The following is a 26,724-nucleotide window of genomic DNA, read 5'->3' on the forward strand; positions in this document are numbered from 1 at the left end:
TCTTATATTATATAAGGCACATAAATGCAAAAGATGTCATACAGCATCAAATTGATAAATTATTTTTATCTATTAATCAATTTTAGCAAATATGCACCATAGTTTGTTTTCCCTAATATCTTCGCTCTTGTATATAAATCTTCATCGCTTAGCCAGCCATTTCTCCAGGCTATTTCCTCCAGGCACGCTATCATCATACCCTGACGCTTCTGTACCGTCTCAACAAAGCTTCCTGCCTCAATCAAACTGTCATGAGTACCCGTATCAAGCCAAGCAAACCCTCGACCTAACAACTCTACTGTCAACATATTATTTTCTAGATAAACTTGGTTTACAGTTGTAATTTCAAGCTCACCTCGGGATGACGGCCTTATATTTTTTGCTATATCAATAACTTTATTATCGTAGAAATACAGACCTGTCACTGCCCAATTGGATCTAGGCGTTTCCGGTTTTTCTTCAATACTCAAGGCCGCGTAATTTTTGTCAAATTCGACGACACCAAAACTCTCTGGATTCATAACCTGATAACCAAATACAGTAGCGCCCTTACTTCTACTTGCTGCTGTTTTTAATTTAGGTGTAAACCCTTGACCGAAGAATATATTATCCCCAAGAACCAAACAAACAGAATCATTACCAATAAACTTGTCACCAATGATAAATGCTTGAGCTAAACCATCAGGGCTGGGTTGGATTGAATATTTTATGTTTATGCCAAAATGATTACCATCACCGAGCAGACGTATAAATCCTGGTTGATCTTCTGGTGTAGTAATAATCAAAATGTCTTTTACTCCAGCCAACATTAATACAGAAAGCGGGTAATAGATCATCGGTTTGTCATAAACAGGGAGTAATTGTTTCGACACGCCCATCGTAATTGGATATAATCGCGTGCCTGAACCTCCCGCTAAAATAATCCCCTTCATTACTTATTGCCCCCGTAATTTTGCTTTATCCAGGAGTGGTAATTTCCGCTATTAACATTTTCTAACCATTGTCTATTGGCTAGAAACCACTCGACTGTTTTACGAATCCCGCTTTCAAAAGTCTCCAGTGGTTTCCATCCCAGTTCCGTGCTAATCTTTGTAGCATCAATTGCATAACGACGGTCATGACCAGGTCGGTCTTTTATGAAGGATATTTGTTTTCGATAAGAGCCGTTTTTTGGGATAAATTCATCCAACAAATCACAGATGGTAAGTACCACATAGAGGTTTTTCTGTTCATTATGACCTCCTATATTATAAGTCTCACCGATTTTACCTTGCGTCACAACTTTATATAAAGCACGGGCGTGATCTTCAACATACAGCCAGTCACGTATTTGATCTCCGTTGCCATACACTGGCAAAGCTTTACCTTCCAGAGCATTAAGAATAACCAATGGGATTAATTTTTCTGGGTAATGATACGGGCCGTAGTTGTTTGAACAGTTGGTTACGATGGTAGGTAAGCCGTAGGTTCTCAGCCATGCGCGGACTAGATGATCACTGGAAGCTTTTGAAGCAGAATACGGGCTGCTCGGAGCATATGCAGTTTTTTCAGTAAACAGCGGCACTTCAGTGTTCTTTGCGACTTCATCTGGATGTGGGAGATCGCCATACACTTCATCTGTAGATATATGATGGAAGCGGAATGCCTTTTTTCTCTCCGCGCTCAGTTCGAACCAGTATTTTCGGCTAGCTTCTAATAGCACATAAGTGCCGATAATATTAGTCTCGATAAAGGCTGCAGGACCATTTATTGAACGATCAACATGACTCTCAGCCGCCAGATGCATCACAGCATCAGGTTTATGACATGACAAAATACGTTCAATTGCCACGTTATCGCAAATATCAGCTTGTTCAAAATAATAACGATCGCTATCTGCTACAGAGGCTACCGTTTCAAGATTGCCGGAGTAAGTCAGTTTATCAACATTAATCACAGTGTCCTGCGTATGATTAATAATGTGTCGTACAACTGCAGATCCGATAAAGCCAGCTCCACCTGTGACCAGTATTTTCACGTTTATTTCGCTCTTAATGTTTTCTGAAACAAAAGATGACGTACCTACTTCTCTATTTACTTAAGATAAGTAAACAGGGTAGACAAAGGCGACGATACACTTTTTTAATTCACATTTTCATTCCAGAGTAAATCACAGATACCATCAGTTGGATTGAACGCGGCAGGTGCCTGCAAGAGTATCTCACGCACGCGTTCGTAGTCGAACTCGCTGCATGCTTTGTCGAGATCGTGGAGAATAATGCTCATCTCACTCCACGGCAACATCACCTCGTTAGCAGTCCTGATACGCGGGTGCTGCGTAACGGATACATTGTCTCCGATAAGCAACTCTTCATACAGTTTCTCACCAGGCCGCAGACCCGTTGTTTTTATCGCAATATCACCATAAGGGTTTTTATCATCGCGAACGGTAAGCCCTTGCAACGTAATCATGCGGTGCGCAAGGTCGATGATCTTGACGGGTTCCCCCATATCCAGAACAAAAACATCGCCGCCCGTGCCCATGGCTCCCGCCTGGATAACCAATTGAGCCGCTTCAGGAATGGTCATAAAGTAACGCGTGATATCTTCGTGAGTCAGCGTCACCGGTCCACCTGCAGCAATCTGTTTTTCAAATAACGGCACAACTGAGCCTGATGAGCCTAACACGTTGCCGAAACGAACCATACTGAAGCAGGTTTTACTGGATTCCTTCGCCAGCGCTTGCAGCACCAGCTCCGCCATGCGCTTGGTCGCCCCCATGGTGTTGGTAGGGCGAACGGCTTTATCAGTCGAAATCAGAACAAAGTTTTCAACACCGCAACTTGCCGCAGCCTGAGCGCAGCTCAACGTACCAAAGATATTATTGCGCACGCCATCAAGTACGTTGAACTCGACAAGCGGTACATGCTTGTACGCCGCAGCATGATAAATTGTGTCGACGTTGAATGCTCTGATTAACCTTTCGAGATGCTCTTTATCCTGAACGTTTCCGAGGATCGGATAGATTTTAACCTTAAAATCCTGACCCAGATTCAGGTTACGCAGTTCGGAATCAATGGAATAGAGGGAGAATTCGGACAGTTCGAACAGAATAAGCTGGTTTGGCTTATTTTTAATTATCTGTCGGCATAGTTCAGACCCTATAGACCCCCCTGCCCCGGTAACCATCACTGTTTTCCCGTTGATATTACGCGATATCAGTTCCGGAATGGGTGAGACAGGATCGCGGCCCAGCAGGTCTGTAATAACGACTTTCCGCAAGGAATCAATACTTGCCTTCCCCTCCACCAGATCGACCATTCCCGGTATGGAGAGCACTTCGCACGGCAGACCTTCCAGGGTTTTAATGACTTCGTTCTTTCTTGCCCGGCTTGCGCTTGGCATGGCCAACAGAATTTTCTTCGCTTCGTATTTCTCAACCAGCCAGGGCAGTTTTTCTGGTGCGAAGACGCTTACTCCGTGAATCACCTGACCTTGCAGGGCGCGATTATCGTCGACAAAAGCAACGGGGTAATATTCGTCCATCTGGCTCAGCGCAGGCAGTAATTGACGACCCGATGCACCTGCACCATAAATAACTACCCGAGTACCCAGATTCAACCCACGATTCACCAACATCCTCATTCCAAGCCGTGATCCGGCAATAAGCAGTAGACCGAATGAGAAATAGATAAAAGGAATCGTTCTCGGCAAATAGAGGTTGGTATAGAACGCTGCGATAATAAGTAAAATGGACGATATGACCATCCCCATCGTTACGACCAATAATATCTTGGCAGTAATATAACGGATTACTGCCCGATACAGTCCTAATTTAACAAATATTGCCAGAGTAACTAAAATAATTGAGAAAATAAAAAGCCAATGCTCCGTACTATATAATGGAGTCATTGAATCAATACGCACCCAAAATGCAAACCAAAAAGCGCACAACAGAAGCACAACATCTATAGAGAGTGTGATAATACGTTTTATTGGTCGTGGTAAAGATATTAAATAATTTAGCATACTAAAAACTGGTCGCCTCACTAAAGCTTGCATTCAGTTTATAAAATAGTACCAGCAGGACACACTGAGTAATCGTCTACTTTAGTATTATAACCGCCCACTGTCCCCGCCTGGAGAAACGCTGCTTTCCCAATCACAGCGCTGCCCGCAAGATGGACACCAACACCTAAATGAGCGAAATCACCAAGAATGGCATCGTGATCTATTGTCGAGTGGCTATTCACAATCGTCGCCAAACCTAATTTTGCATTGGCACCCACTACAGCTCCCGCTAACACAACAGTTCCCTCAGCAAGGGTCGCCGATGGACTGACAAATGCAAAGGGATGTATAAGCGTTACAGGATGAATACCTAAGCCGAGCAGTTGCTGATAGAGCTGCTCTCTGACTTTATTGTTTCCGATGCCAATAGCGACATGACTAACCTTACCAATATGTAACTGTAGTTCGGAAATTTTTCCAATAATCAGCTGATTAATTTCCTGGCTGGCAGAGGTATTATCATCGAGGAAAACGATATCCTTATATCCCAGCAGTCTCGCTGTCTCGTACAGCGTACGGCCATGACCACCCGCGCCCAAAATCAATAAGTCATGCATTGACGTTGCTCTCTTTGTCTTTAACTCCTGCACCACATTTCAGTGCAACAACGAGAAGCGGGAACCAGGCGATAAGCAGCCCCACAACACCATCAATTTTGCCTGAGGCAATAAAAAAGGCGAAGGGGAAAAGCCACAGCAGATTGACGGCAATTGCCAATGATGTCACCGGAACGTGGCTGCCATATTTTCTTGCGAAGATTTGGTAGCCATGGCTGGCATGTGCTTCATAGACCTTTTTACCTGCTACGAGCCTCCTCAATAGCGTTGTCGTGGCATCGACGATAAATATGCCCAGCAAGCATAATTCTGCAATAAAGAAGTGCGAGTCAACTTTCGCAATATGCAGGATCATCAGTCCGATTGTTATCCCAAGAAAACCACTTCCGGCATCGCCCATGAAGATTTTCGCGACCGGGAAGTTCCAGACAAGAAAGCCGGCTCCGGCACCAATAAGGGCAAGCGTGAGAGGATAAAGAGTGCCTGGCGCGTCTGTATACGGGTTGATAGCCATCAATACCGCACTACATGCAGCAAAGGTGATGGCCTCCGAGCTAGCTAAGCCATTAATCCCATCCATAAAATTATATAAGTTAAGCATCCAGACCAGATAAACGCAGCCCAGAATCATACCAACCCAGGATAAGGAAACGTCATAACCAAACAGCGTAATGACAGGGAAAGAACCTAAGAAATAGATGCCGATTGCTGCCGCAAGGAAATGCATCAGCAGACGCCAGCGTGCCGCGATATGGCCGTGATCGTCAAGGAAACCGATGATGGCAACAATCAATCCTGGAATAAATAAACCCAGGAAGCTATCCAGCGTCAGCGCGCGGCTGAAATAAAACCAGACTAACGCCGCCAGGAGCGTCAGAACGATAGCCACTCCGCCCCCTCGTGGGGTTGGTACCGAATGCGAACTTCGCTGGTTTGGACGGTCAATAACGTTATGCTTAATGGCATAACCACGTAGCCCCCAGGTCAGCGCGCATGATACTAAAAAAGCGAATATCACAATCCCAAAACTCATCATTATTTATTACCTTCGATATAATATTTCGCCGTTTTTTTCATCGTTTCAAAAAGGGTTATCGGGGGCGTCCAGTTTAAATGTTTCCGGGATTTAGAGGCATCGACTTCCAGATCGCCAAACAGCTGATCGTAAATACCTCGTTTACCAACTGAAGAAAGCAATAACCTGAAGATACCCGTTGGAAATGAGACCAGTTTCGCTTTAATGCCCATTCCTGAGGCAAAGGCATTAATCATATCTTCGGTTGAAGGACGTTCTGCATCGGCGAGTAAATAGAGTTGATTTTTGGATTTCTCATTTACCACGCATTCGCTGATGAAACTGACGACATTATCCAGAGACACCAGCGCTCGCTTGTTCCTGACATTTTTAAATGGCAACGGTAGGTTTTTAGAAACCAGTTTTAAAAGGCGCTGTATATTACCCGGTGCATTTTCACCACAAATCAATGCCGGGCGAACAATGGTGATCGCCATATCGCTTTCTGCAAATTGATTAAGCAGACTCTGCTCGGCTTCTCGCTTGGAAATGGCGTAATCAGAGGTGGGTTGTGGCTCCGAGGCCTCAGTAAATGGGATCCCTGAGGTGGCATTACCGTTAACGCCGATTGAGCTTACAAAGATAAAATGTTTAACTCCGCTGGTCGCAGCATCGCTCGCTAATTTCATCGTTGCGTCGTGATTGACACGGCGAAATTCCGCTAAAGCGTCCTGAGCATCATCATTAAGGATATGCGCCCTTCCTGCGGTATGAATGACAGTGTCGCATCCTTGCAGGAGATTTAACCAGTTGGTATTGGCTGAGATATCACCCAGGTTGTAAATGCCCTGTTCAGGATTCTCCTGCTTGCGCGTTGTTAATATCACCTCGTGTCCTGATGACTTCAACGCCTGGACTAAAGCAGTTCCAAGAAACCCGGTCCCGCCCGTCACCATTACTTTCATTGACATCCCCTATCGGCTCAATCTGATATTTACGCCCGCACGTAGTGCAGATTTGCGTGAAACTGTCTCGTTCACAACTGTTCGTTTAAAATTCAATTGTAAATGCCAGGCACGCTACCGCCCCTGGCTTAACAGCTACCAGTGCACTGAGCGATGTTTGATTAATGATTTTGCTTGTCTGGTTACAGACAAAAACTGGCGTTAATTGTCGTCCTAAACGACCTCAGAAACAAGCACAAATCGCTACAAAGCTGCTGAGATTTGAATCAGATAACCCTATGTAATCATTAAAATTAATAACAAAAAACGGCAGTTATCATTTTGGTTATGTCTCAACACCAAAAATGATAACTGCCGTTTGTTCTGGATGCGGAAGGAATATCAGTCGTTAGCCAACAGCTTCTCAATCCGGCTTCTGAACTTCGCCCCTTCCTTCAGGTTGCGCAGCCCATAGTTCACAAACGCCTGCATGTATCCCAGCTTCTTACCACAGTCGTAGCTGTCACCTGTCATCAGCATTGCGTCAACGGACTGTTTTTTCGCCAGTGCTGCAATTGCATCGGTCAACTGGATACGATCCCAGGCGCCTGGCTCAGTTTTTTCCAGCTCCGCCCAGATATCGGCATTCAGGACATAACGGCCAACCGCCATCAGATCCGAATCCAGCGTCTGCGGCTGATCGGGTTTTTCGATGAATTCAACGATGCGGCTCACCTGCCCTTCCGTCTCCAGCGCTTCTTTTGTCTGGATAACGGAGTACTCGGAGAGATCGCCCTTCATGCGTTTCGCCAGTACCTGACTACGGCCCGTTTCATTGAAACGAGCCACCATTGCCGCCAGGTTGTAACGCAGCGGATCGGCTGAAGCGGTATCGATGATGATGTCAGGAAGAACAACGATGAACGGGTTATCACCCACTACCGGACGGGCACACAAAATCGAGTGACCCAGACCCAGCGGCTGTGCCTGACGCACGTTCATAATGGTTACGCCTGGCGGACAGATAGACTGCACTTCTGCCAGCAGCTGGCGTTTGACGCGCTGCTCAAGCAGCGCTTCGAGTTCGTAAGAGGTGTCGAAGTGGTTCTCAACCGCATTCTTGGACGAATGGGTAACCAGGACGATTTCTTTGATCCCTGCAGCAACAATCTCGTCGACGATGTATTGAATCATCGGTTTGTCGACGATCGGCAGCATCTCTTTAGGAATGGCTTTAGTGGCGGGCAGCATATGCATGCCCAGGCCTGCTACCGGAATGACTGCTTTCAAATTAATCATTATTTCTTCCACCTTAAAATGGTTGACGAATTATAGCTCTTAAACCTGTTTTCGCCAGCATGATTTGCCGTAATCCTCTGGCAATGTTACGCCTTAGCCCCACAAATTTCTGTAGTTGCAATCTGAATAGATCACACTTCTGTGCCAGGAATAGTCTCAAAAAAGAAAGTTGTCGATTATCTGTGCGGAAGCGCAAAATTCAGCCTTTCCACATTCACTACCTGCTGATCCACCCGGTCAATATCCACCGAACTCTGCCCTTTCTCATTCACCGCTTTGATGTTCGCCAGCGACAGCAAGGTTTCGTCTTTGGCCATAAATTTACCCCGCACATCTTTACGCAGGTCGAAGTTGATCTTCAGCGCGGGGCCAATAGCTGCCTCCTGCATCACATTGATATTACGTAAGAAAAGATGCTGCGGCTTATTGTGCAGCTCAAGCGTCGCCCGCTTCATCTCCACGTTGGTGATCGCGACAAAGGAGGTCGCATTACCGGATGAAATTTGAATTCCGCGCAGCTTATACGCTAGCTGGCGATTATCCAGATGGATATTGTTAAGCTTGAAGTTCTGCGGGATGGACAAATAATCGCCTTTAATAACGCCATAGCCGATTAACATTCCGGCACTATTGACCATGTCGACATTATCAATAATGAAATTATCACAGCCATAAATGGCGACCGTTGCGTTGTCTATACCCGCCTTTTTACTAAAATCGGGGGTAATATTTTTGGCCTTTATATTGCGGATAACAAAGTGTTTCCCGTTCTCAACGTGCACCAGCTGGCGACAGTTGCTGCCGGTGATATTTGCCACCACGAAGTTCTTCACGGTTTGCTTTTCCGGGTAGTCGTTATCGTAGGTGCTGCCGGCGAGGCCGATGCCGATGCCCCAGTTGATCTTGCCGTTGGTGCAGTTGATGTTATCGATCACATGATCGGAGATGAGAATATTGCGGTCATTGATGGCAACGTTCCACTCGATCGCATCGCCCTGCAGATGGCTGAATTTGCTGTTGGTGATCCGGGCGCCATCAACCTGATTGTGAAAGCCCTGGCGCAGGATGGCGTAGTTAGCCTGGCTCACGCTGATGTTATCAATCACCAGATTGCGCATCACGCGAGGTTTCTTGCCACCAATGTAAATCTGCGTCACCGGCCCAAATCCGCTCATTGCCAGCCCTTTGATCGCGCAGTCCGAGCCGCGAACGTCGAGCGTGATGTTCTCCGTGCGCCCACTGCCTTCACCGATCACTTTGCAGCCTTCCTGCAGCACAAAACGCCCACGTCCGTTGCCGGTCAACGCTCCGCGGATCAGCAGCGTTTTACCGTCGGGAATGAAAATGCCCGTATTGATGTTTTCGCAGGTAAGTCCGGCCGGGACAACGACGGTGTCACCGTCCTTAAACGCCTGCTTAAAAGCGGCGATCCAGTCATTGTTATTGTACTGATTAATGGAGACCGTCTTTCCGCTTGCCGCCCGCGCCATGCGGGACGACAGCAGCGGCGAGGCCGCCAGAACGGACAGAGAAGAGACAAAGGTGCGTCGGGTAATCTTTTTCAGCATACAACCTCGGCGTTACAGCGTTTGCAGCAGGCTCGCTAACTGGCGATTGATTACCTGCTGGTTAAAATCGGTTTCAACTTTTTGTCGGGCATTCTGGAGCACGGGCTCCAGCGCCTGCTGGTCGATGTCGCTAAAGGCAGCCAATCGATCTGCAAGAGCCATCGCGTTATTCTCCGGCACCAGCCAGCCGGAATGATCAGATTTGATCAGCTCCGGGATCCCGCTGTGCAGCGTCGATACCACCGGGATCCCAACGGCCATCGCCTCCATCAGCGCCACCGGAATGCCTTCCATATCGCCATCGGCGCCCGTTACAGAAGGCAGCAGGAACACGTCCGCCTCATCGAGCATGGCTTTAACCTCATGGCTCGGCTTGAAGCCCGGCATCTCGACGACATCGTCCAGCTGATACTGTTCGATAAGCGTGCGCAGACGACGTTCCCACGGGCCAATGCCGAGAATGCGATAGTGGAACGCTACCCCGCGCGCCTTCAGCTGTCGGCAGGCTTCGATGGCCACGTGCAGACCTTTCTTCTCGGTCAGACGGGCTACGGAGATGATCTGCAGCGGTTTTCCCGGCACCTTAACCGGGCGGCGAGTGAAGCGCGTTAAATCCACGCCCATACGCGACACGGCAATTTTCTCCCCCGGACAGCCCATGCTTTTTAGGCGACCGGCCCACAGGTCGCTGATGGGCAGCATCATGTCACCGCGGCGGAAAAGCTGCTGATACTCCGGCGTGTAGTGGTTGAGCACCTCGCGGCTGGAAATGTCGATACCGTGGAAGATGGTCGCAATTTTGCCGTCAATTACGCCAAGCTCACGCAGTTTCGCGGCGGTGACCCCCGCCGGTCCAAAGTGGGCGATAAACACGTCGGCACGATACGGCTGCGCCGTTTGCCCGCAGATGGCCGACAGAATTAAATTGCGAGATTCCGATCCATAGCGGGAAACGTTCAGTGCGCGCCACGTCGACGCGCGGTGGATCCCGCGTAACGTCTGGCTGGCCCGGTAGCGCAGCTTGCTCAGCTTCCCGGCCGGTTCGTCCTGCAGCCAGCGGGTCTTCGCCTCCAGCCCATACTGGGTATACGCCGCATGGGTATTTTTGGTGTCGCCCTTTTGCAGGGCGACGATCTCCACGTCATATCCCATATCGATAAACGCGGTGATTTGGTTCAGTACAAAGGTCTCAGACGACAGCGGAAATTTCAGCAAGAAGAAACCAACCTTCATTTCCCCTCCCGCACGCGGTCAAGTACCGACTTCACCATGTCAATGCCCTTCTCGCGCTCGGCTTTCACCGCCACCGCCAGGCGTTCATTGATCGCGGGCAGTTGACCCAGCGTGTCCCCCACCATTGCACCGAGCGATCCGTCCAGCAGATGACGAATATCCACGGCCATCTCCGGCATGCCAAGCTGCTGCATAATCCCGGCGGACTTGTGCTCATAGTTAATGGCGATGGCCGGCGTGCCAAAGTTCATGGAGATAATCGCCGAGTGCAGTCGGGTACCCACCGTCAGGTCGCAGGCTGCGAGCAGTTTGCCCATCTCCAGGTCGTTCAGCTCGTCCATCACCACGTGATAGCGGGACGGGTCGTTCACCAGGTTGCGCAGGTTCAGCGCCACCATGCGGTCATCTTTGTTGTAGCTGTCGATACCGGTACAGGTTGAGAGCGCCAGCACCTGATAACCGCTGTCCAGTACGCGGTTCACTACGTCGGCGAACGCTTTCTCATAGGCTGCCTGGGTGGTGCCAAGACGCTTATCGAACGGGGCGAGTTCACGCAGGGTAATCGCAACGGTTTTTTGTTTCGCCGTCACGTCGAGCCAGTGCTGCACCGCGTAGCTCGGCTGGAAGTTATCGTCCTGGTGATCCACCAGCCAGGCGGTATCCACGCCGTGTTCTACTTTAGAGGTGTCAATTTCGCTACGCTTCATCATGTCGAGGCTGACCGATTCGCGCAGGATCAGCGCGTCGCAGTGGCCAAACACATAATTTGCGAGCTGGTTAAACTGCGGATCCTGGAACGGCCCGACGCTGTGGCCGATCATAAACAGCGGCTTTTTCGCCATGAACGCGCACAGCGCATGCTCAAACTGCGGCACGCCGTAGAGATCGACGAAGAACGAGCCGCCGACCTGAATAATGGCGTCATAGCCGGAAAGCAGACGTACGAAGTCCGTAAAGCCCTGCGCGATAGCAATGTTGCGCAGTTTACCGGTATCGGTCACCCGGGAAAGCAGCACCTGATGCTGGTAGCGACGGCGCAGCACTTTCTTCACGCGCCCCATCACGCCCGCGGCGTTGTTGTGCTGTTTCATCTGGCTGTAGAGCGGGTCGCCCATCACCGGGCGGTTCAGTAACCAGGATGAGCTGACCGGATAACGGCTCATCACGTCCACTTCGGTCTCAGGCTTAAGGGTGTTAATTGCATCCAGTAAACCGCGCAGGATGGCGCTGTCGCCACGGTTGCCGCAGGTATGGTTGCCAAGAATTAATAATTTCATAATGGCCTCTTAAAGAACTAGCCTGCGCGAAGCAGCGTTTTCATTTTTTCGTTACGGCAAAACTGGCGCTTCATCTCTACCACCAGCGCGTTGCGCGACAGCACAATCATCACGCCAAAGGCCAGCGCGCCCGCGGCAACCTGCACCGCCAGCAGCGCGGCGAGCGGCAGATGCCCGCTGAGGATAATGCCCAGACCGTAGCTCACCGCCAGGGTCGGCAATGAGAGATAGAACGGCAGCCACAGGCTCAGGATGTACTGACGGTAGCTGGAGCCCAGCACCGGTTTGATCATGATGAAGTAGCTCAGAACGGTATTGACGATCTGCACCAGCAGGAAGCCCAGCGTGACGCCGATGGCGCCCGCCATATGCCCGCCGACGATAATCGCCGGAATAAACAGGAAAGTTTTGAACACGTTGAACTTAAAGCTGATATCCACGCGCGCCTTCGCCATCAGCAGAGAACCAATCGGATTGCCCACGGAGCGCAGCAGCCCCACCACGCAAAGCAGCTGCAGGATCGGGATAATGCCGTTCCACTTCTCGCCAAACACCAGCGGCACGAAGTTACTGGAAACCACCATCAGCCCCAGCAGCACCGGGAAGTTGATAATCCCCACCACGGAAAGCAGCTTGTAGAAGTTGACGCGCAGCTTCTCGGTGTCGTCCTGAATCTTGGCGAACGCCGGGAACAGCACGCGAGTGATAATGGGGTTCAGCTTCATAGGAGGAACAACCGCAACGTTATAGGCCAGGTTGTAGCCCCCCGCCACGCTCGCGCCCAGGATGCGCGCCAGCACCAGCGTCGAGAGGTTGGTATTCACATAGTTAATAATGCTGTCCGCCGTCAGCCACGCGCCAAAGCGCAGGTTGGACGAGACGGACGCGAGAGAGAAGTGCAGCCCCGGACGATAAATCTTGCGGCCAAAGTAGCCGAACAGCAGCGTACGCACGGCAGAGTTAACCAGGTAACCGAGGATGGCGGTCATCGCCAGCGGCCAGAAATGGGCACTCACCACGGTAAAGGTAAAGCCCGCCAGTACGGCACTGGTTTCAATCATGCCGATCTTGTTGAACTCCAGCTCTTTCTGCATCAGCGCGCGGAACTGCTGCCCGTGCGGGATAACCACGAATGCAAAGGACAACGTACGCATCAGCGGAGCGAGGTCCGGGTTGTGCAGCACGCTGGCGATGGTGTCGCTCAGGAGGAACACCAGCACGAACACGAAAATCCCCAGCCCCACGTTCAGCCAGTAGAGCGTGGTCAGCTCAAGATGGCTAATTTCTTTACGCTGGATAATGGAGTTGGCGATACCGAAGTCAGACAGCGTGTCGGCCAGCGCGATAATCACCAGCGAGACGGTCAGCAGGCCGAACTGGTGGTTATCGATAATGCGCGCCAGCACCGTCATCTGCACCAGGCCGAGGCCAATGATGACGATGGTCGCCATCGCTGACCACTTGGCGCCGCTGATGGTTTTTTCACGTAAGCTCATCTTAGTACGCCGCTTTGTTCACGAAGCCTTTGAAGATGGTCAGAAAAACAATCTTGATATCGAACCAGAGGCTCCACTCGCGGATGTACTCCAGATCGAACTCGATGCGTTTTTCCATTTTTTCCAGCGTGTCGGTCTCGCCGCGCCAGCCGTTGATCTGCGCCCAGCCGGTGATGCCCGGCTTCACCTTATGGCGCAGCATGTAGCCCTCAATCAGCGAACGGTACTGCTCGTTATGCGCCACCGCGTGCGGACGCGGACCAACAATCGACATGCCGCCGGTAAAGACGTTGATGAACTGCGGCAGCTCGTCAAGCGAAGTGCGGCGCAGGAAGTTACCCACGCGGGTGACGCGCGGATCGTTCTGCGTCGCCTGGGTCACCACCTTGTCGTTCTCCATCACCTTCATGGAGCGGAATTTCCACACCATGATTGGTTTACCGTCCATGCCGTAGCGGGTCTGACGGAAGATAACCGGGCCGGGAGAGCTCAGCTTCACCGCCAGGGCGATGCAGCACAGCACCGGGGAAATGAGCAGTAAAATCAGGGAAGAGAGTACGATATCTTCCACGCGCTTGAGCACGCGGTTGATACCCGACAGCGGCGTGTCGTACAGCGGTACCACCGGCACGCCGTTCACCTCTTCAATGCGGGAATGCAGAATGTTGAAGGTAAACACGTCCGGGATCAGGATCACCGAGCAGGTCGTGTCCGCCAGCTCGCGCATCAGCTGCTTGATGCGGGTTTCGTCTTTCATCTGCATGGCAATATAAACGTTGTGAATTTTGCCCGCTTTCGCGTCTTCAATCAGCTGGTCGTAATTGCCCGCCCAGTCAGACGGCACGCCACCCGGCTTCGCGTCGTGATAAATCCCCACCACTTCAAAGCCTAACCACGGCTCTTTGCGGAAGCTGTCGAGCAACACCCTCCCCACCGGCAGATCGCCTGCCACCGCCACGAAGCGACGGTTATAGCCGCGGTTACGCAGCCAGCCCGCGCCAAAGCGGATCAGGGAACGGCACACCACCATGCCGACGCTGGTTAACAGGTACCAGCAGAGATAGGTCACGAAGCGGTTGTCAAAATCATGGCTGAACGCCACCAGACCGGCGCTGAAAATCAGGCTCAGGGTCCAGTTCTGCAGCAGCAGCATCAGTTCGGTGGTCATTTTCACGCCGCGCCACGAGCGGTAGAAATCGGTCATTCCGCCGATCATCTGAAACACAACCAGCGCAATCAGGGCCATCAGAAGATGCATATATAAGAACGGCAGCCCGCTGATCCGACACACCGCCCACAATCCACCGACCATGATGGTGATATCAGAAAAACGCTGCACCATAGAGATTAACGATGCATTCGTTCTCGCTCGTTCGCGTTTTTTTAGATTCGTCATCGTTGTTCCTGTATTCGGTTCCCCCTCCCGCCGGGAGGGGCAATTGTTACTGATTCAACAGCGCCAGAATGTCCTTCGTTCGGGCTTCCATCAGCGCCGTATCAGCGCGGGATTCCACGTTCAGGCGAACCACCGGCTCGGTGTTGGACGAACGCAGGTTAAAGCGCCACTGCGGGAACGCCATGCTGATGCCGTCCGTACGGTCAATCTCCAGCGCGTGAATGGCAAAGTGCTGTTCAACGCGGGCAATCGCCTCGGCCGGCTGCGCCAGCTTGCTGTTGATCTCCCCGCTCGCCGGGAAGGCAACCATGCGGTCGCGCACCAGCTCGCCCAGGCTCTGCCCCTTCAGGCACAGGAGTTCGGTCACCAGCAGCCACGGGATCATCCCGCTGTCGCAGTAGGCAAAATCACGGAAATAGTGGTGCGCGCTCATCTCGCCGCCGTAGATGGCGTCTTCTTCGCGCATGCGCTCTTTGATGAAGGCATGGCCGGTTTTAGACATCACCGGCTCGCCGCCCGCGGCCTTCACCACGTCGACGGTGTTCCAGGAAAGACGCGGATCGTGAATGATCTTCGCGCCCGGGTTTTTCTCCAGGAACGCTTCCGCCAGCAGGCCAACGATGTAGTAGCCTTCGATAAACTGCCCTTTCTCGTCGAACAGGAAGCAGCGGTCGAAGTCGCCGTCGAAGGCGATGCCCATATCGGCACCGTGCTCAATCACCGCGTTGCGGGTGTCGTCGCGGCACTCCGGCAGCAGCGGGTTAGGAATACCGTTCGGGAAGTTACCGTCCGGCGTGTTGTGTACCTTGACGAAGGTCACCGGCACGTTCAGCGCCTTAAAGCGGGCTTCCAGCGCATCGACAACCGGGCCGGCCGCGCCGTTGCCGGAGTTGATGACCAGCTTCAGCGGCTTGAGGTTCGCCACGTTGATGTAGCCCAGCAGGTGGTCGATGTACTTTTTCTGCAGGTTAATCTGCTTGTAGCTGCCGCGCTTCGCGTCGTTCACCGGCGGGAAGTCGTTGGCTTCCGCGAGGCGCTGCACGTCGCGCAGGCCGGTGTCGCCGCTAATCGGGCGCGCGCCCTTGCGCACCAGCTTCATGCCGTTGTAGTCCATCGGGTTGTGGCTGGCCGTCACTTCGATACCGCCGTCCACGCCGAGGTGGAAGGTGGCAAAATAGATCTCTTCGGTACCGGACAGGCCGATGTCCAGCACGTCCACGCCCGCGTCCTGCAGCCCTTTTGCCAGCGCCAGCTTCAGGGATTCACTGGTCAGACGCACGTCGCCGCCCAGCACGATGGTCTTAGGTTTTAAATATTCGCCGTACGCGCGGCCGATGCGCCACGCGATGTCTTCGTTCAGCTCTTCGCCCAGCTTGCCGCGAATATCGTAGGCTTTAAAACAGGTTAATTTTTCCATGATGACCCCTTTTTCAGGCAACAGTTGGCCCTGACCACTTAATGGCCAAATTTATTTTTTTCATTCGTAGGCCCGGCAGGCGCAGCGCCGCCGGGCATGATGCCGCGTGCTACACGCGCCCGTAGCGATCCTGGAAGCGCACAATATCGTCCTCTTCCAGATACGAGCCGGAGCGCACCTCAATTAAGTCGAGAGGAATTTTTCCCGGGTTTTCCAGACAGTGCGTTGCGCCCAGCGGAATATAAATGGACTCGTTTTCACCCAGCAGCTTCACTTCGCCGTCGATGGTCACTTTGGCCGTACCCGCCACCACCACCCAGTGTTCAGCGCGGTGATGGTGCATCTGCACCGACAGCCCCTCGCCCGGCTTCACGGTGATGCGCTTCACCTGATAGCGGTCGCCCGCGTCGATGGAGTCATATTTGCCCCACGGACGGTACACTTCACGGTGAATGTGGTGTTCGTGACGGCCATCGGCCTTGATCTTCTCAACCACTTTTTTAACGTCCTGCACGGCGTTGCGGTCGGCAATCAGCACCGCGTCTTTGGTCTGGACAACCACCAGATCCTTCACCCCGACGGTGGTGACGAGGCCAGACTCGGCGTAAACGTAGCTGTTTTCGGTTTTGTGGCTAATCACATCGCCGTGATGGACGTTACCCTCCGGGGTATGGGCGCTGATCTCCCACAGGGAGGACCAGGAGCCAACGTCGCTCCAGCCTGCATCCATCGGTACCACCACCGCGTCAGCCGTGCGTTCCATAACGGCGTAGTCGATAGACTCTTCCGGGCAGGCGAGGAACGCCTCTTCATCCACGCGGATAAAGTCGAGATCCGGGTCTACCACCGCCATCGCTTTTTCGCAGGCGTTCAGAATATCCGGGCGATATTTGCGCAGTTCTTCGAGATAGCGTCCGGCGCGGAACAGGAACATCCCGCTGTTCCAGTAATATTCACCGCTGGCGACATAGGCCTGCGCGGTTTCGAGATTCGGTTTTTCGACAAACTGCGCCACGTCAAACGCCACGCTGTCGCCTTCGCCCGGCGTTACGCTGCCGCGACGGATGTAACCGTAGCCGGTTTCCGGCAGATCCGGCACGATGCCGAAGGTCACCAGCTTGCCGCTCTCGGCGTAAGGGATCGCGGCACGCACCGCGTCGCGGAATGCGTCTTCCTGCTGGATAACGTGATCTGCCGCCAGGACCAGCATCAGCGGGTCACAGTCAGGGCTGCTGCGTTTTGCCGCCAGCGCCGCCAGGGCGATCGCGGGCGCGGTATTACGTCCGGCAGGCTCCAGGATGATGTTTTCCGTGAGCTTGTTCAGCTGGCGCAGCTGCTCGGCAACGATAAAGCGGTGCTGTTCGTTACAAATCACCACCGGGCTTTCACACTCCACGCCGTGCAGACGGTTTACCGTCGTCTGCAGCATGGTGAGATCCCCTTTCAGGCAGAGGAACTGTTTTGGATAGAGCACGCGGGACAGCGGCCACAACCGGCTACCAGAGCCACCAGCCATCACAACCGGATACAAAGTGGTTTGACTCATGATTTATCCCCGTATATCTGCAATAAATTGGCTCAGCACGTTCTCTTTCTCGAGCGTGCGTTCGGCATATTCACGTGCCACCGTGTTCACTTTTGGCATGGCGAGTGCCTGTTCAATGCCGGTGACCAGCGCGGGAACGGATTCCGGCTCCACGCACACGGCAATCCCCGGATAGCTGCCACACAGCTGGCCTAATTCAGTTTCGGCTTCGGCCGTAATCACCGCGTTACCGCCCACTGCCAGAATGTTGGTCAGCTTGGACGGCAGCACCGCATCCGCCGCGCCGCGTTTTTGCACGACCAGATGGCAATCCGCCATTTTCAGCAGCGCGGGCAGCGCATCGTACGATTGCAGCGGGAAAAACTTCACGTTGGTCAGGCCGCGTTCACTGGCCATCTTCTCCAGCCGCGCTTTTCCCCCGCCCTGTCCGACAATCACAAACGTCCACGGCTGTTCGATCAGCAGCTGGGCCGCTTCAATCACGCTCTCCAGCCCCTGCTTTTCGCCGATGTTGCCTGAGTAAAGAATGATTTTTTGGTCTTCAGGCAAACCGAGCCGGGCGCGCAGCGCCTGAGCCTCTTGCTCCGTCACGTCGCGAAAACGCGCCACTTCGGACCAGTTCGGGAAGAAGATAACCTTCTCCGCCGGGACGCCCTTCTCCTGCGCTTTGTTCATCATCGAGCGCGAGATCGTTGAGACGTAATCCACGTTATGCAGGCCACTGCGCTCAAAGGCGCTGGCGAGCTTCGCCACCTTGCCGCCCTTGCCTTTCCCGGCCATCCCCAGACCGAGCATGGCGTCCACTTCATAATCCTGAATGTGCAGCAGGGTGCGCGCGCCGGAGAGTTTTCCCAGCAGGCGCATGCCCGGCGTGCAGAACAGCGTCGGCACCACGCCGATAATGCGATCCGGCTTCCAGCGACGCTGCGCCATCAGCGGGAAGAAACTGCTGAGGGCAAAGCTGCCCAGATGAATTAAACGTTTCAGCGTCGAGGGCTGTTTCGGCACGTAGAGCGGGCAGCGCCAGACGGTCGCGGCCCCCTCTTCACGGCGATAGCGCCAGCTGGAATAGCGTTCGCCTACCTTCCACTCCGGGTAATACGGCGGGGCAGTAATCACCCGCACGTCATGTCCCTGGCTCGCCATCCACTCCACCATCTCGCCCGTGTATTTCCCGATACCGGTTAATTCCGGCGAGTAGTTAATTCCGTAGACGAGGATTTTCATAGTCCTGGCACCTCGGCCTGACGTTCCGCGAGGAAGTACGCCCGACTGTTGTCATGGACGTTGTCGCTTGCCAGCAGCGCCTCTGACGTTAGCCAGCGGTAATCGTCATGCTGAGAATCAGGCAGACGCAGGTCTGCCTCACTCACCTTCAGGCGGAACCCCAGCACGATGTAGTGCGTGGAGAACCCGGTGCCCGAAAAGTTATCGTCATAGAAGTGCTGCCAGACCCCGTAAAACTGGCCCGCTGCCATCGGCAGCTGCAGGCCCAGCTCCGCCAGAGTGAGACGCTCAAACGCATCAACCAGCGTCTCATCCTTCTGCACGCGCCCGCCGGGCACGAACCAGAAGCCCTGTGCAGGACGATTGGTTCGTTTCCCCAGCAAGAACTCGCCGCGTTCGTTCTCCACGATCAAATCAATCGAGATGAGCGGAGTGGAACGCACTACCGTGGCAAAATCTTCCTGACTTAAAAACATCATTACCCCCGGAAGCGGTGCTGGTTTTCCAGGAACCACTGGTAGGTGCTGGCCAGCCCCTGCTCCAGTGAGACCTCGTGATACCAGCCCAGCTGATGCAGACGGGTCACGTCCAGCAGCTTGCGCGGCGTGCCGTCCGGTTTGGTCGCGTCAAACACCACGCGGCCCTTGTAGCCCACCACCTGCGCGATGGTCTGCGCCAGCTCGCGAATGGTGCAGTCCACGCCGGTACCCACGTTAATGTGCGACAGCATCGGCTCGGTGTTTTCCTGCCACACCTCGCGATCCAGCTCCATCACGTGAATGCTGGCAGCCGCCATGTCGTCCACGTGCAGGAACTCGCGCATTGGCGTTCCGCTGCCCCACACCACCACGTCCGGGGCGTTTTCGGCAGTCGCCTCGTGGAAGCGACGCAGCAGCGCCGGGATCACGTGCGAGTTGCTCGGGTGGAAGTTGTCGTGCGGTCCGTACAGGTTAGTCGGCATCACCGAGCGATAGTCGCGGTTATACTGACGGTTGTAGGATTCACACAGCTTGATCCCGGCAATTTTGGCAATCGCATACGGCTCGTTAGTCGCTTCCAGCGTGCCCTGCAGCAGCTCGCTTTCGGCGATCGGCTGCTTCGCCATCTTCGGGTAGATACAGGATGAACCGAGGAACAGCAGCTTGTTCACGTTGTGCAGATGCGCCGCGTGAATGATGTTGCTCTCAATCATCATGTTCTCGTAGATGAAATCCGCCGGATAGGTGTTGTTAGCGACAATGCCGCCCACCTTCGCCGCCGCCAGATACACCTGGTCAATGCGTTCGTTGGCAAAGAAGTCCTGTACCGCACGGCTGTCGAGCAGGTTCAGCTCGTCACGGGTGCGGACAATTACCTCTACGTCACCGCGCTGTTCCAGCTGGCGGACAATCGCGGAACCCACCATTCCGCGATGACCGGCGACAAAAATACGTTGTTTTGTCATTCTCAGGACTCCAGCGCGATGGCAACCTCGTAGCCATGAGACTTGAGCAGGGAGTGTTTTTTCGCTGCTTCAAGATCTTTGGCCACCATCTCGGAAACCATCTCCTGCAGAGTGGTTTCTGGTTTCCAGCCCAGCTTCTCGTGCGCTTTGGTTGGGTCGCCCAGCAGGGTTTCTACTTCAGCAGGACGGAAGTAGCGCGGGTCAACCTGCACAATTACGTCGCCTGGCTTCACGCCCGGCGCGTCGTGGCCGGTCACGGACACAACGATACCCTTCTCTTCCACGCCGGTGCCTTCGAAGCGCAGCTTGATGCCCAGCTGCGCCGCAGCCATCTCAACGAACTGACGCACGGAGTACTGCACGCCGGTCGCGATAACGAAGTCTTCTGGCTGTTCCTGCTGCAGCATCATCCACTGCATTTTCACGTAGTCTTTGGCATGGCCCCAGTCACGCAGGGAGTCCATGTTGCCGAGGTGCAGGCAAGATTCCAGACCCTGAGCAATGTTGGCGATCGCGCGGGTGATTTTACGGGTCACGAAGGTTTCGCCGCGGCGCGGGGATTCGTGGTTGAACAGAATGCCGTTACAGGCGTACATACCGTAGGATTCACGGTAGTTCACGGTGATCCAGTAGGCGTACAGTTTTGCTACCGCATACGGAGAGCGCGGGTAGAACGGCGTGGTCTCTTTCTGTGGAATTTCCTGCACCAGGCCGTACAGCTCGGAGGTAGATGCCTGGTAGAAGCGAGTTTTCTTCTCAAGACCGAGGAAGCGAATCGCCTCCAGCAGACGCAGGGTACCCATGGCGTCAACGTCAGCGGTGTATTCCGGGGACTCGAAGGAGACCGCAACGTGGCTCATCGCCCCCAGGTTGTACACTTCATCCGGCTGTACTTCCTGCAAGATACGGGTCAGGTTGGAGGTATCGGTCAGGTCGCCGTAGTGCAGGTGGAATTTCGGGTTCGCCGCGTGAGGATCCTGATAGATGTGATCCACACGTTCGGTGTTGAAAGAAGACGCACGACGCTTAATACCGTGCACTTCATACCCTTTCTCCAGCAGCAGTTCTGCCAGGTAAGAACCATCCTGCCCGGTAACGCCGGTGATGAGAGCGACTTTAGACATGTTTATATTCCTCTACTTATGAATTTAATCAGTTTCAACGCGTTCGCGTATCACCACTGCGGGGTTGCCACGGCAAACTTTATTTGCCGGTAGCGATTTAAAAACGCTGCTGCGGGCACCGACTACCGTGCCATCGCCAACAGAAATACCTGGTGCAACAAAAACATCCGTTGCCAGCCAGCACTTTTCACCGATCACAATAGGCGAAGCGGTAATATCAAAATGCGGGCTCATAAAGTCGTGGCTGCCGGTGCACAAATAACACTTCTGTGAAACCACCGAATTTGCGCCAATCGTAATCTCGCCCAGGGTATATAACACCGCGTCATCCCCTACCCAGGCGTAATCCCCGAGGGTTAATTTCCAGGGGTAGGTAATCTTTACCGAAGGTCGAATAACTACGTTTTTTCCGATTTTTGCGCCAAACAGGCGCAATAAAAAGGCTCGCCAGCGGTACAGTATTTGCGGCGACCAGGCAAATAAGGTTGCCTGAACCGCCCACCACAGCTGTACCTTAATACCGTTCCCGCCCCGAAAACCTTTCGGTACGGAGAAACCTTTTAAATCCTGCATTGCGTTTCCTTATATTCAGGCTTTGTTATATAAGGTTTTCGTTTTACCTGTCGTACGCAGGCGTAATAAATAAGACAATTCCGCCCAGAATCCCGGCACGCGTAATATTTGACGCTGCACCTTTTTTGCATCCTGGCATAATTCAAGATTATTAGACGTTGACACGCCGCCCATCGAAAATTCAGACACCAGCCCTTTAATTCGACGGAACGGGTAACCTGATTTATACAGGCTGGCGGCCAGCGCATAATCGGATGACACCTTGTACTGCAAATCGTAAGGCTGTTTTTTCAGACCGTTTACCGGGAAGAAAATGGCCTGATGGCTGGCCGGCAGGCTATGGTAGATATACCAGCCTGGCTTGGCGCTGCGGCAGACTTTATGCCCGTCGCCAAAATCGAGCAGCGCATCGCCAATATACATGGCATCCTCTTTCTGGCGCGCCAGCTGACGGGCAAACAGCGCCACATCGTCGTGGAAAATATCGCCGGAGTTGAGGAAGATGGCATAACGGCCCTGGGCCATATCAATGCCCTTGTTCATCGCATCGTAGATGCCTTTATCTTTCTCGCTGATGTAGCGTAAGTTGAACTCACCGTTGAGTTTTTCCAGAAACTCCGCCGTGCCATCGTTCGAGCCGCCGTCGACCACGATCCACTCAAAGGTGAGGCTTGGATCGCGCGCCAGGTTGCGCAGCGAGCGCCAGGTTTTTACCACCCCTTCGTAATTACGAAAAGCGACAGTAATGACGCTAAGAAACATAAATCACCTCATTTCGTCATACGTTCGTAATATTAAGCGCCTTACGCAAAATAAACGGACAGACAATCAAGAAAGCATATTCCGGGCTAAATATTGACCCGGTAAAAAACAGCGACACCGGCGTAAAAAGATAAAGCTGCACGCGAAAGTTCTGGTTATCACCAAACGCGTTGATCATCATTTTGAAAACTTTAAACAGATACCACAGCGTCAACAGTACGGCGAACCACGAAAAATAAATAATTAACAGATACAGACCATTGTCTATGGTTTTACCGACATCCGCACCGTTAAAGATTCCGAATGATGCAACATATTCGTAAAGTGAGCCGAATCTTACTACACCATCGATATGGGTTAAGGAATAACCCACCATCACCAGCGGACCAATGATGCGATAATAGGACGATGACCCTTCCGTTCCCAAATCACCCAGACGTTCTGAAATGTACGGAAACGCGAATATGACGCCCACTAAAAATACCGTCAGAGAGATTATCGCCAGCGGCAGTTTTTTCTTAATCGCATCTTTGTTCAGGTACTGGAACGCCCACTCCAGCAGGTAAAACAGGATAAATGTCATTACCCCTGAGAACGATCCAGACAGAACGATTCCTGCAAGAATCATAGCATCGGTCTTAGGCGTTTTGATACCAAACTGTTTGATGCTGAGCCAAATTGAGATTAACGCCAGAGCGAAAAACGCCGGTTCAAAATAGAGCGCCGTTGTACGCTTCCCTCCAAACTTAATGAAGTTCAGTACATAGCTGTTACTGTAAATGAGATATTTCGAAATTATCTCCATCAGGCTGCTGCCGCCCGTGAGAATAATTTGCGCCATCTCCATTGCCGCAAGCACAACAATTAACGCAACGGCAATATAAAAGAACCTGAGGATTTTCCGATAATTGTGCGGTGAAATAGTTTTGAAGCGAATACTCCAGACCATGCCAATAATAATAACGATATAAACAAACAGCATGGTTGAAGTGACGTATTTACTGGCATCCAGCGACTGGCCAAAGATGTAGTTAAACAGCGTCAGGCCCGTGCCCAGCCCCAGGGCAATCATCAGCTTCTTCAGGTTGATTTTATCGACATACAGCAGAAGCAGAACGGGCAAAAAAGTTACGATGGTTATCGGGAAGCTTTCGCCGAGCTGGGCAATTTTAACGTTAACCAGCAGGTAGATCAGCGGCAGCAGCAGATAACTACAGATTCTGATAGAACGAGACATACTCCTCCAGCATCTGTTGTCCACTGTAGGCCTTGCGGCTGCGGTTGCGGAACGATTCCAGGTCAGTGCCAAAAACGGCCTCGGCGATCTGCGCCTTCGGCAGCTGCACCAGAGGCAGGACCTCGTGCCCGGCGAAGGTTTTTCCGCCGGATTTTTCCAGCACTTCGCGCGCTGCATCGCTGTGGGTGGCAATCACCGGCACGCCGATGGAGAGCGCCTCGCAGAGGATCAGCGGGTAGTTATCCACGCGGGAGCTGAACACCAGCGCGTCCATACCATTCAGGGCGCTCATCAGCTTGCGCTTGTCGGTTTCAAACCCGTGATTCACCACGTTAGCGCCTTCGAACGGCGAGAATTTGCCAAAGGTATGCAGTTCAATTTTGTCGCCGAGCGCCATCATGTCGCGCACCAGCTGCTGGTTGGTTTTGCCGTCGTAGCGCAGATCGTGCGCAACGATGGCAATTTTCGGTTTGCCCGCGGTTTCCGCCACCGGCGTCAGCTCGGCCAGGATGGCTTCCGTCGCCACGTCGATACCGTTGTTGATAATCTGACAGCGCCCTGCCCCATACAGGCTGTTGAAGGCGTCGGCCACGTGCTGGCTCGGGGAGATAAACGTGCAGCCGAGCGAAAGCATGTCGCGGAACAACTGACGCTTTCCGTCTACCAGCTGATGCGCGCGATCCACCTTCACCGGCGGATAGTTGCTCAACGTCGGGCATTTCTGGCAGCTATCTTTCCAGCCTTCGCAGCCGTCGGTAAACGCGCAGCGTCCGGTTACGCTCCAGTGATCGTGCAGTGTCCAGACGAAGCGGGTGTCGAGCTTGTGGGCCTGCACCTTCTGACAAAACGCCACCACCTCTTCCAGATTCAGCCAGTAGCTGTGCAGCACGTGAAAATGCAGCACAACCGGGCCGGTAGTGCGGGTCACGGTGCGATAAAGACTGTTCAGGTTGCCAAACAGATCGCGGTTAAACAGGCGGAACAGCGCAATGTTGGCAACAGAGGTCAGACGCGGCGTGTGCTTGTGCACCTGCGGGAAGTTATCATGGCTGACGCTTTTCTTGCCGCCTTTGCCGTAGCCGTAAATAAACCGGGACTGAAGTCCTTTTTGCAGGGCACGCTGGTGCAGATCCAGCGCCACGCCTGCCGCTCCGCCTTCTGCGAGGCGTACGTTAAATTGCAGAATGTTCATTTAATCACCTTCACGCGGGCTTTCTCTCCCACCACCAGCGCGTTATCCGGAATGCTGTCCAGCACCACGCTGCCCGCCCCGATCGTCACGTTGTTACCAATCGTAATGTCGCCAATCATCACCACGTTCGCCCCCAGCTCGACGTTATTGCCGATCACCGGGCAGGCCAGGCTGTCCGGCCCGCGGTTGCCGATCGTCACCCCGTGGCGAATGGTGAAATCATCGCCCGCAACCACGAACTTGTTGATCACCACCGCATAGCCGTGGTGGATGGTAAAGCGGCGGCCAATGGTGGCAGCGGCCTGGATTTCATAGCCAAAAAAGCATTCGGTGATGATGCGGTACAGCACCAGAATCGGTGCCGCCCAGATATTGTTCAGAACGTTTTTCTTGCGCCACACCGAGCAAAAGTGCGCGATGCGGTACGCCAGAACCATGCAGCACGGGCGCAGGCTCCAGCTGTTTGCGCGGCAATCTTCCAGAAACATTATTTCCCCCGAAGCCCGTCAGCCAGGCGCTTGCCGTTACGCACCGACAGCAGCGTCAGCAGCGTGCGCCAGTTCATGCGCTTATTGCGGATCTGATACAGGGTAAAGAGCTGATACTTGCGGCTGGCACGGTCAAACTTGTCCTTGTGCTTGCGGTAAAAATGGAAATAGCCTGAAAACTTCTTCGGTGAGGAGGTGATCTGCATCTCCCCGTGGTTGATGTGCAGGATCTGCGTGGCCTCTTCCACTTTCCACGGCTCGCCGTACTCCACCACCATCCGCAAGAAGATGTCGTAATCCTGCGCGGCCTTCAGTTCGGTATCGAACAGGCACTCCTTAAAGCGCCAGGCCCAGGTAAAGACCTGATTACCGATAATGTTGCGCTTGTAGAACAGGCGACGAGAGTACGGTGATTTCGGGTACAGCGGCAGGCTCGCGGGCTGCGAGTAAACCTCGCCCTGGCAGACATAGTCGTTGGCATACAGAAAAGCGTGCGTGACCAGCTGCTCTTTATGCGAAAGGAAGACGGACAGGCGGTTCGGCGTCCATTCGTCGTCATCGTCGATGCCGGTCAGATACTGCCCTTTGGCCTGCATAATCGCCTGATTACGCACCGCGCACGCCCCGGAGTTAATCGGGTTATGGGTATACATCACGCGCGGATCGTTGAGTTCGGTGACAAATTTTTGCAGCTGTTCATACGAGGAAGAACAGTCATCCACGATGATCAGTTCCCAGTTATCGTAATCCTGACGTAAGACCGACTTAATAGCGCGGATCGCCAGCTGCTGACGGTTCCATGTCGGCATATAGATAGAAACTAAAGGGCGTTGTGTGGTCATCTTTTCCTCCTACCCCTCACCCCGGCCCTCTCCCCTG

General features: G+C 53.1%; 24 protein-coding genes. All 24 read right to left on the bottom strand.

The features are described 5' to 3' along the window. Positions 1-65: 65 nt before the first annotated feature. The 24 genes from rfbA to wcaA all read right to left on the bottom strand — a co-directional run bounded on the left by rfbA (position 66) and on the right by wcaA (position 26,687). On the bottom strand, positions 66-932 hold the full coding sequence (gene rfbA, locus ACMWL8_RS04075; RefSeq protein WP_045260404.1) for a glucose-1-phosphate thymidylyltransferase RfbA: 867 nt from the start codon (positions 930-932) through the stop codon (positions 66-68). Continuing rightward, a complete protein-coding gene (gene rfbB / locus ACMWL8_RS04080; RefSeq protein ID WP_045260405.1) occupies positions 932-2,017 on the bottom strand; it encodes a dTDP-glucose 4,6-dehydratase in 1,086 nt (361 codons plus the stop codon). Before rfbB ends, rfbA begins: the two co-directional genes overlap by 1 nt. Before the next feature lie 104 nt (positions 2,018-2,121). Continuing rightward, a complete protein-coding gene (locus ACMWL8_RS04085; protein ID WP_052682980.1) occupies positions 2,122-4,008 on the bottom strand; it encodes a polysaccharide biosynthesis protein in 1,887 nt (628 codons plus the stop codon). Positions 4,009-4,046: 38 nt separating this feature from the next. After that, positions 4,047-4,607 (bottom strand): sugar O-acyltransferase, encoded by a 561-nt coding sequence (locus ACMWL8_RS04090; RefSeq protein ID WP_045260407.1) that lies wholly within the window; start codon positions 4,605-4,607, stop codon positions 4,047-4,049. Beyond that, positions 4,600-5,643 carry an MraY family glycosyltransferase gene (locus ACMWL8_RS04095; protein ID WP_045260408.1) on the bottom strand — a complete coding sequence of 348 codons (1,044 nt, stop codon included), beginning with the start codon at positions 5,641-5,643 and terminating at the stop codon, positions 4,600-4,602. Before ACMWL8_RS04095 ends, ACMWL8_RS04090 begins: the two co-directional genes overlap by 8 nt. Then, on the bottom strand, positions 5,643-6,587 hold the full coding sequence (locus tag ACMWL8_RS04100; protein WP_045260409.1) for an NAD-dependent epimerase/dehydratase family protein: 945 nt from the start codon (positions 6,585-6,587) through the stop codon (positions 5,643-5,645). Before ACMWL8_RS04100 ends, ACMWL8_RS04095 begins: the two co-directional genes overlap by 1 nt. 381 nt (positions 6,588-6,968) lie before the next feature. Next, entirely contained in the window at positions 6,969-7,865 is an 897-nt protein-coding gene (gene galF, locus ACMWL8_RS04105; protein WP_041909139.1) for a GalU regulator GalF, read from the bottom strand. Between the two features lie 176 nt (positions 7,866-8,041). After that, positions 8,042-9,433, bottom strand: coding sequence for a colanic acid biosynthesis protein WcaM (gene wcaM, locus ACMWL8_RS04110; RefSeq protein ID WP_041909137.1), 1,392 nt, complete (start codon positions 9,431-9,433; stop codon positions 8,042-8,044). A 12-nt stretch (positions 9,434-9,445) separates the two neighbouring features. Continuing rightward, entirely contained in the window at positions 9,446-10,666 is a 1,221-nt protein-coding gene (gene wcaL / locus ACMWL8_RS04115) for a colanic acid biosynthesis glycosyltransferase WcaL (RefSeq protein ID WP_045260410.1), read from the bottom strand. After that, complete coding sequence (wcaK, locus tag ACMWL8_RS04120) at positions 10,663-11,943, bottom strand: colanic acid biosynthesis pyruvyl transferase WcaK (RefSeq protein WP_045260411.1); 1,281 nt, start codon at positions 11,941-11,943, stop codon at positions 10,663-10,665. The genes wcaL and wcaK overlap by 4 nt, the downstream gene beginning before the upstream one ends. Positions 11,944-11,960: 17 nt before the next feature. Continuing rightward, complete coding sequence (gene wzxC, locus ACMWL8_RS04125; protein ID WP_044596701.1) at positions 11,961-13,439, bottom strand: colanic acid undecaprenyl disphosphate flippase WzxC; 1,479 nt, start codon at positions 13,437-13,439, stop codon at positions 11,961-11,963. A gap of 1 nt (position 13,440) precedes the next feature. Further along, the gene (gene wcaJ / locus ACMWL8_RS04130; protein ID WP_028013790.1) at positions 13,441-14,835 is read right to left on the bottom strand and encodes an undecaprenyl-phosphate glucose phosphotransferase; all 1,395 of its coding nucleotides are present in this window, start codon (positions 14,833-14,835) and stop codon (positions 13,441-13,443) included. A 46-nt stretch (positions 14,836-14,881) separates the two neighbouring features. Next, positions 14,882-16,252 carry a colanic acid biosynthesis phosphomannomutase CpsG gene (cpsG, locus tag ACMWL8_RS04135; protein WP_045260412.1) on the bottom strand — a complete coding sequence of 457 codons (1,371 nt, stop codon included), beginning with the start codon at positions 16,250-16,252 and terminating at the stop codon, positions 14,882-14,884. A gap of 109 nt (positions 16,253-16,361) precedes the next feature. Further along, positions 16,362-17,798: a mannose-1-phosphate guanyltransferase gene (cpsB, locus tag ACMWL8_RS04140; protein ID WP_028013792.1), complete on the bottom strand. Its 1,437-nt coding sequence runs from the start codon at positions 17,796-17,798 to the stop codon at positions 16,362-16,364. A gap of 3 nt (positions 17,799-17,801) precedes the next feature. After that, complete coding sequence (gene wcaI / locus ACMWL8_RS04145) at positions 17,802-19,025, bottom strand: colanic acid biosynthesis fucosyltransferase WcaI (protein WP_045260413.1); 1,224 nt, start codon at positions 19,023-19,025, stop codon at positions 17,802-17,804. After that, positions 19,022-19,501, bottom strand: a complete 480-nt coding sequence (locus ACMWL8_RS04150) for a GDP-mannose mannosyl hydrolase (RefSeq protein WP_045260438.1) — start codon at positions 19,499-19,501, stop codon at positions 19,022-19,024. Before ACMWL8_RS04150 ends, wcaI begins: the two co-directional genes overlap by 4 nt. 2 nt (positions 19,502-19,503) lie before the next feature. Then, positions 19,504-20,469: a GDP-L-fucose synthase gene (gene fcl / locus ACMWL8_RS04155; protein ID WP_024908102.1), complete on the bottom strand. Its 966-nt coding sequence runs from the start codon at positions 20,467-20,469 to the stop codon at positions 19,504-19,506. A 2-nt stretch (positions 20,470-20,471) separates the two neighbouring features. Further along, positions 20,472-21,593 (bottom strand): GDP-mannose 4,6-dehydratase, encoded by a 1,122-nt coding sequence (gene gmd, locus ACMWL8_RS04160; protein ID WP_003863514.1) that lies wholly within the window; start codon positions 21,591-21,593, stop codon positions 20,472-20,474. A 24-nt stretch (positions 21,594-21,617) separates the two neighbouring features. After that, positions 21,618-22,166, bottom strand: coding sequence for a colanic acid biosynthesis acetyltransferase WcaF (gene wcaF / locus ACMWL8_RS04165; RefSeq protein WP_045260414.1), 549 nt, complete (start codon positions 22,164-22,166; stop codon positions 21,618-21,620). A gap of 15 nt (positions 22,167-22,181) precedes the next feature. After that, complete coding sequence (wcaE, locus tag ACMWL8_RS04170) at positions 22,182-22,928, bottom strand: colanic acid biosynthesis glycosyltransferase WcaE (protein WP_045260415.1); 747 nt, start codon at positions 22,926-22,928, stop codon at positions 22,182-22,184. A 16-nt stretch (positions 22,929-22,944) separates the two neighbouring features. After that, positions 22,945-24,165, bottom strand: a complete 1,221-nt coding sequence (wcaD, locus tag ACMWL8_RS04175) for a colanic acid polymerase WcaD (RefSeq protein WP_045260416.1) — start codon at positions 24,163-24,165, stop codon at positions 22,945-22,947. Continuing rightward, complete coding sequence (gene wcaC / locus ACMWL8_RS04180) at positions 24,140-25,357, bottom strand: colanic acid biosynthesis glycosyltransferase WcaC (protein WP_045260417.1); 1,218 nt, start codon at positions 25,355-25,357, stop codon at positions 24,140-24,142. Before wcaC ends, wcaD begins: the two co-directional genes overlap by 26 nt. Beyond that, positions 25,354-25,845, bottom strand: a complete 492-nt coding sequence (gene wcaB, locus ACMWL8_RS04185) for a colanic acid biosynthesis acetyltransferase WcaB (RefSeq protein ID WP_045260418.1) — start codon at positions 25,843-25,845, stop codon at positions 25,354-25,356. The genes wcaC and wcaB overlap by 4 nt, the downstream gene beginning before the upstream one ends. Beyond that, a complete protein-coding gene (wcaA, locus tag ACMWL8_RS04190) occupies positions 25,845-26,687 on the bottom strand; it encodes a colanic acid biosynthesis glycosyltransferase WcaA (protein ID WP_028013800.1) in 843 nt (280 codons plus the stop codon). The genes wcaB and wcaA overlap by 1 nt, the downstream gene beginning before the upstream one ends. Between the last annotated feature and the right edge of the window lie 37 nt (positions 26,688-26,724).

This window comes from Enterobacter sp. 04-C-12-SI-ECC, from assembly GCF_047530715.1.
Lineage (GTDB): Bacteria > Pseudomonadota > Gammaproteobacteria > Enterobacterales > Enterobacteriaceae > Enterobacter > Enterobacter bugandensis.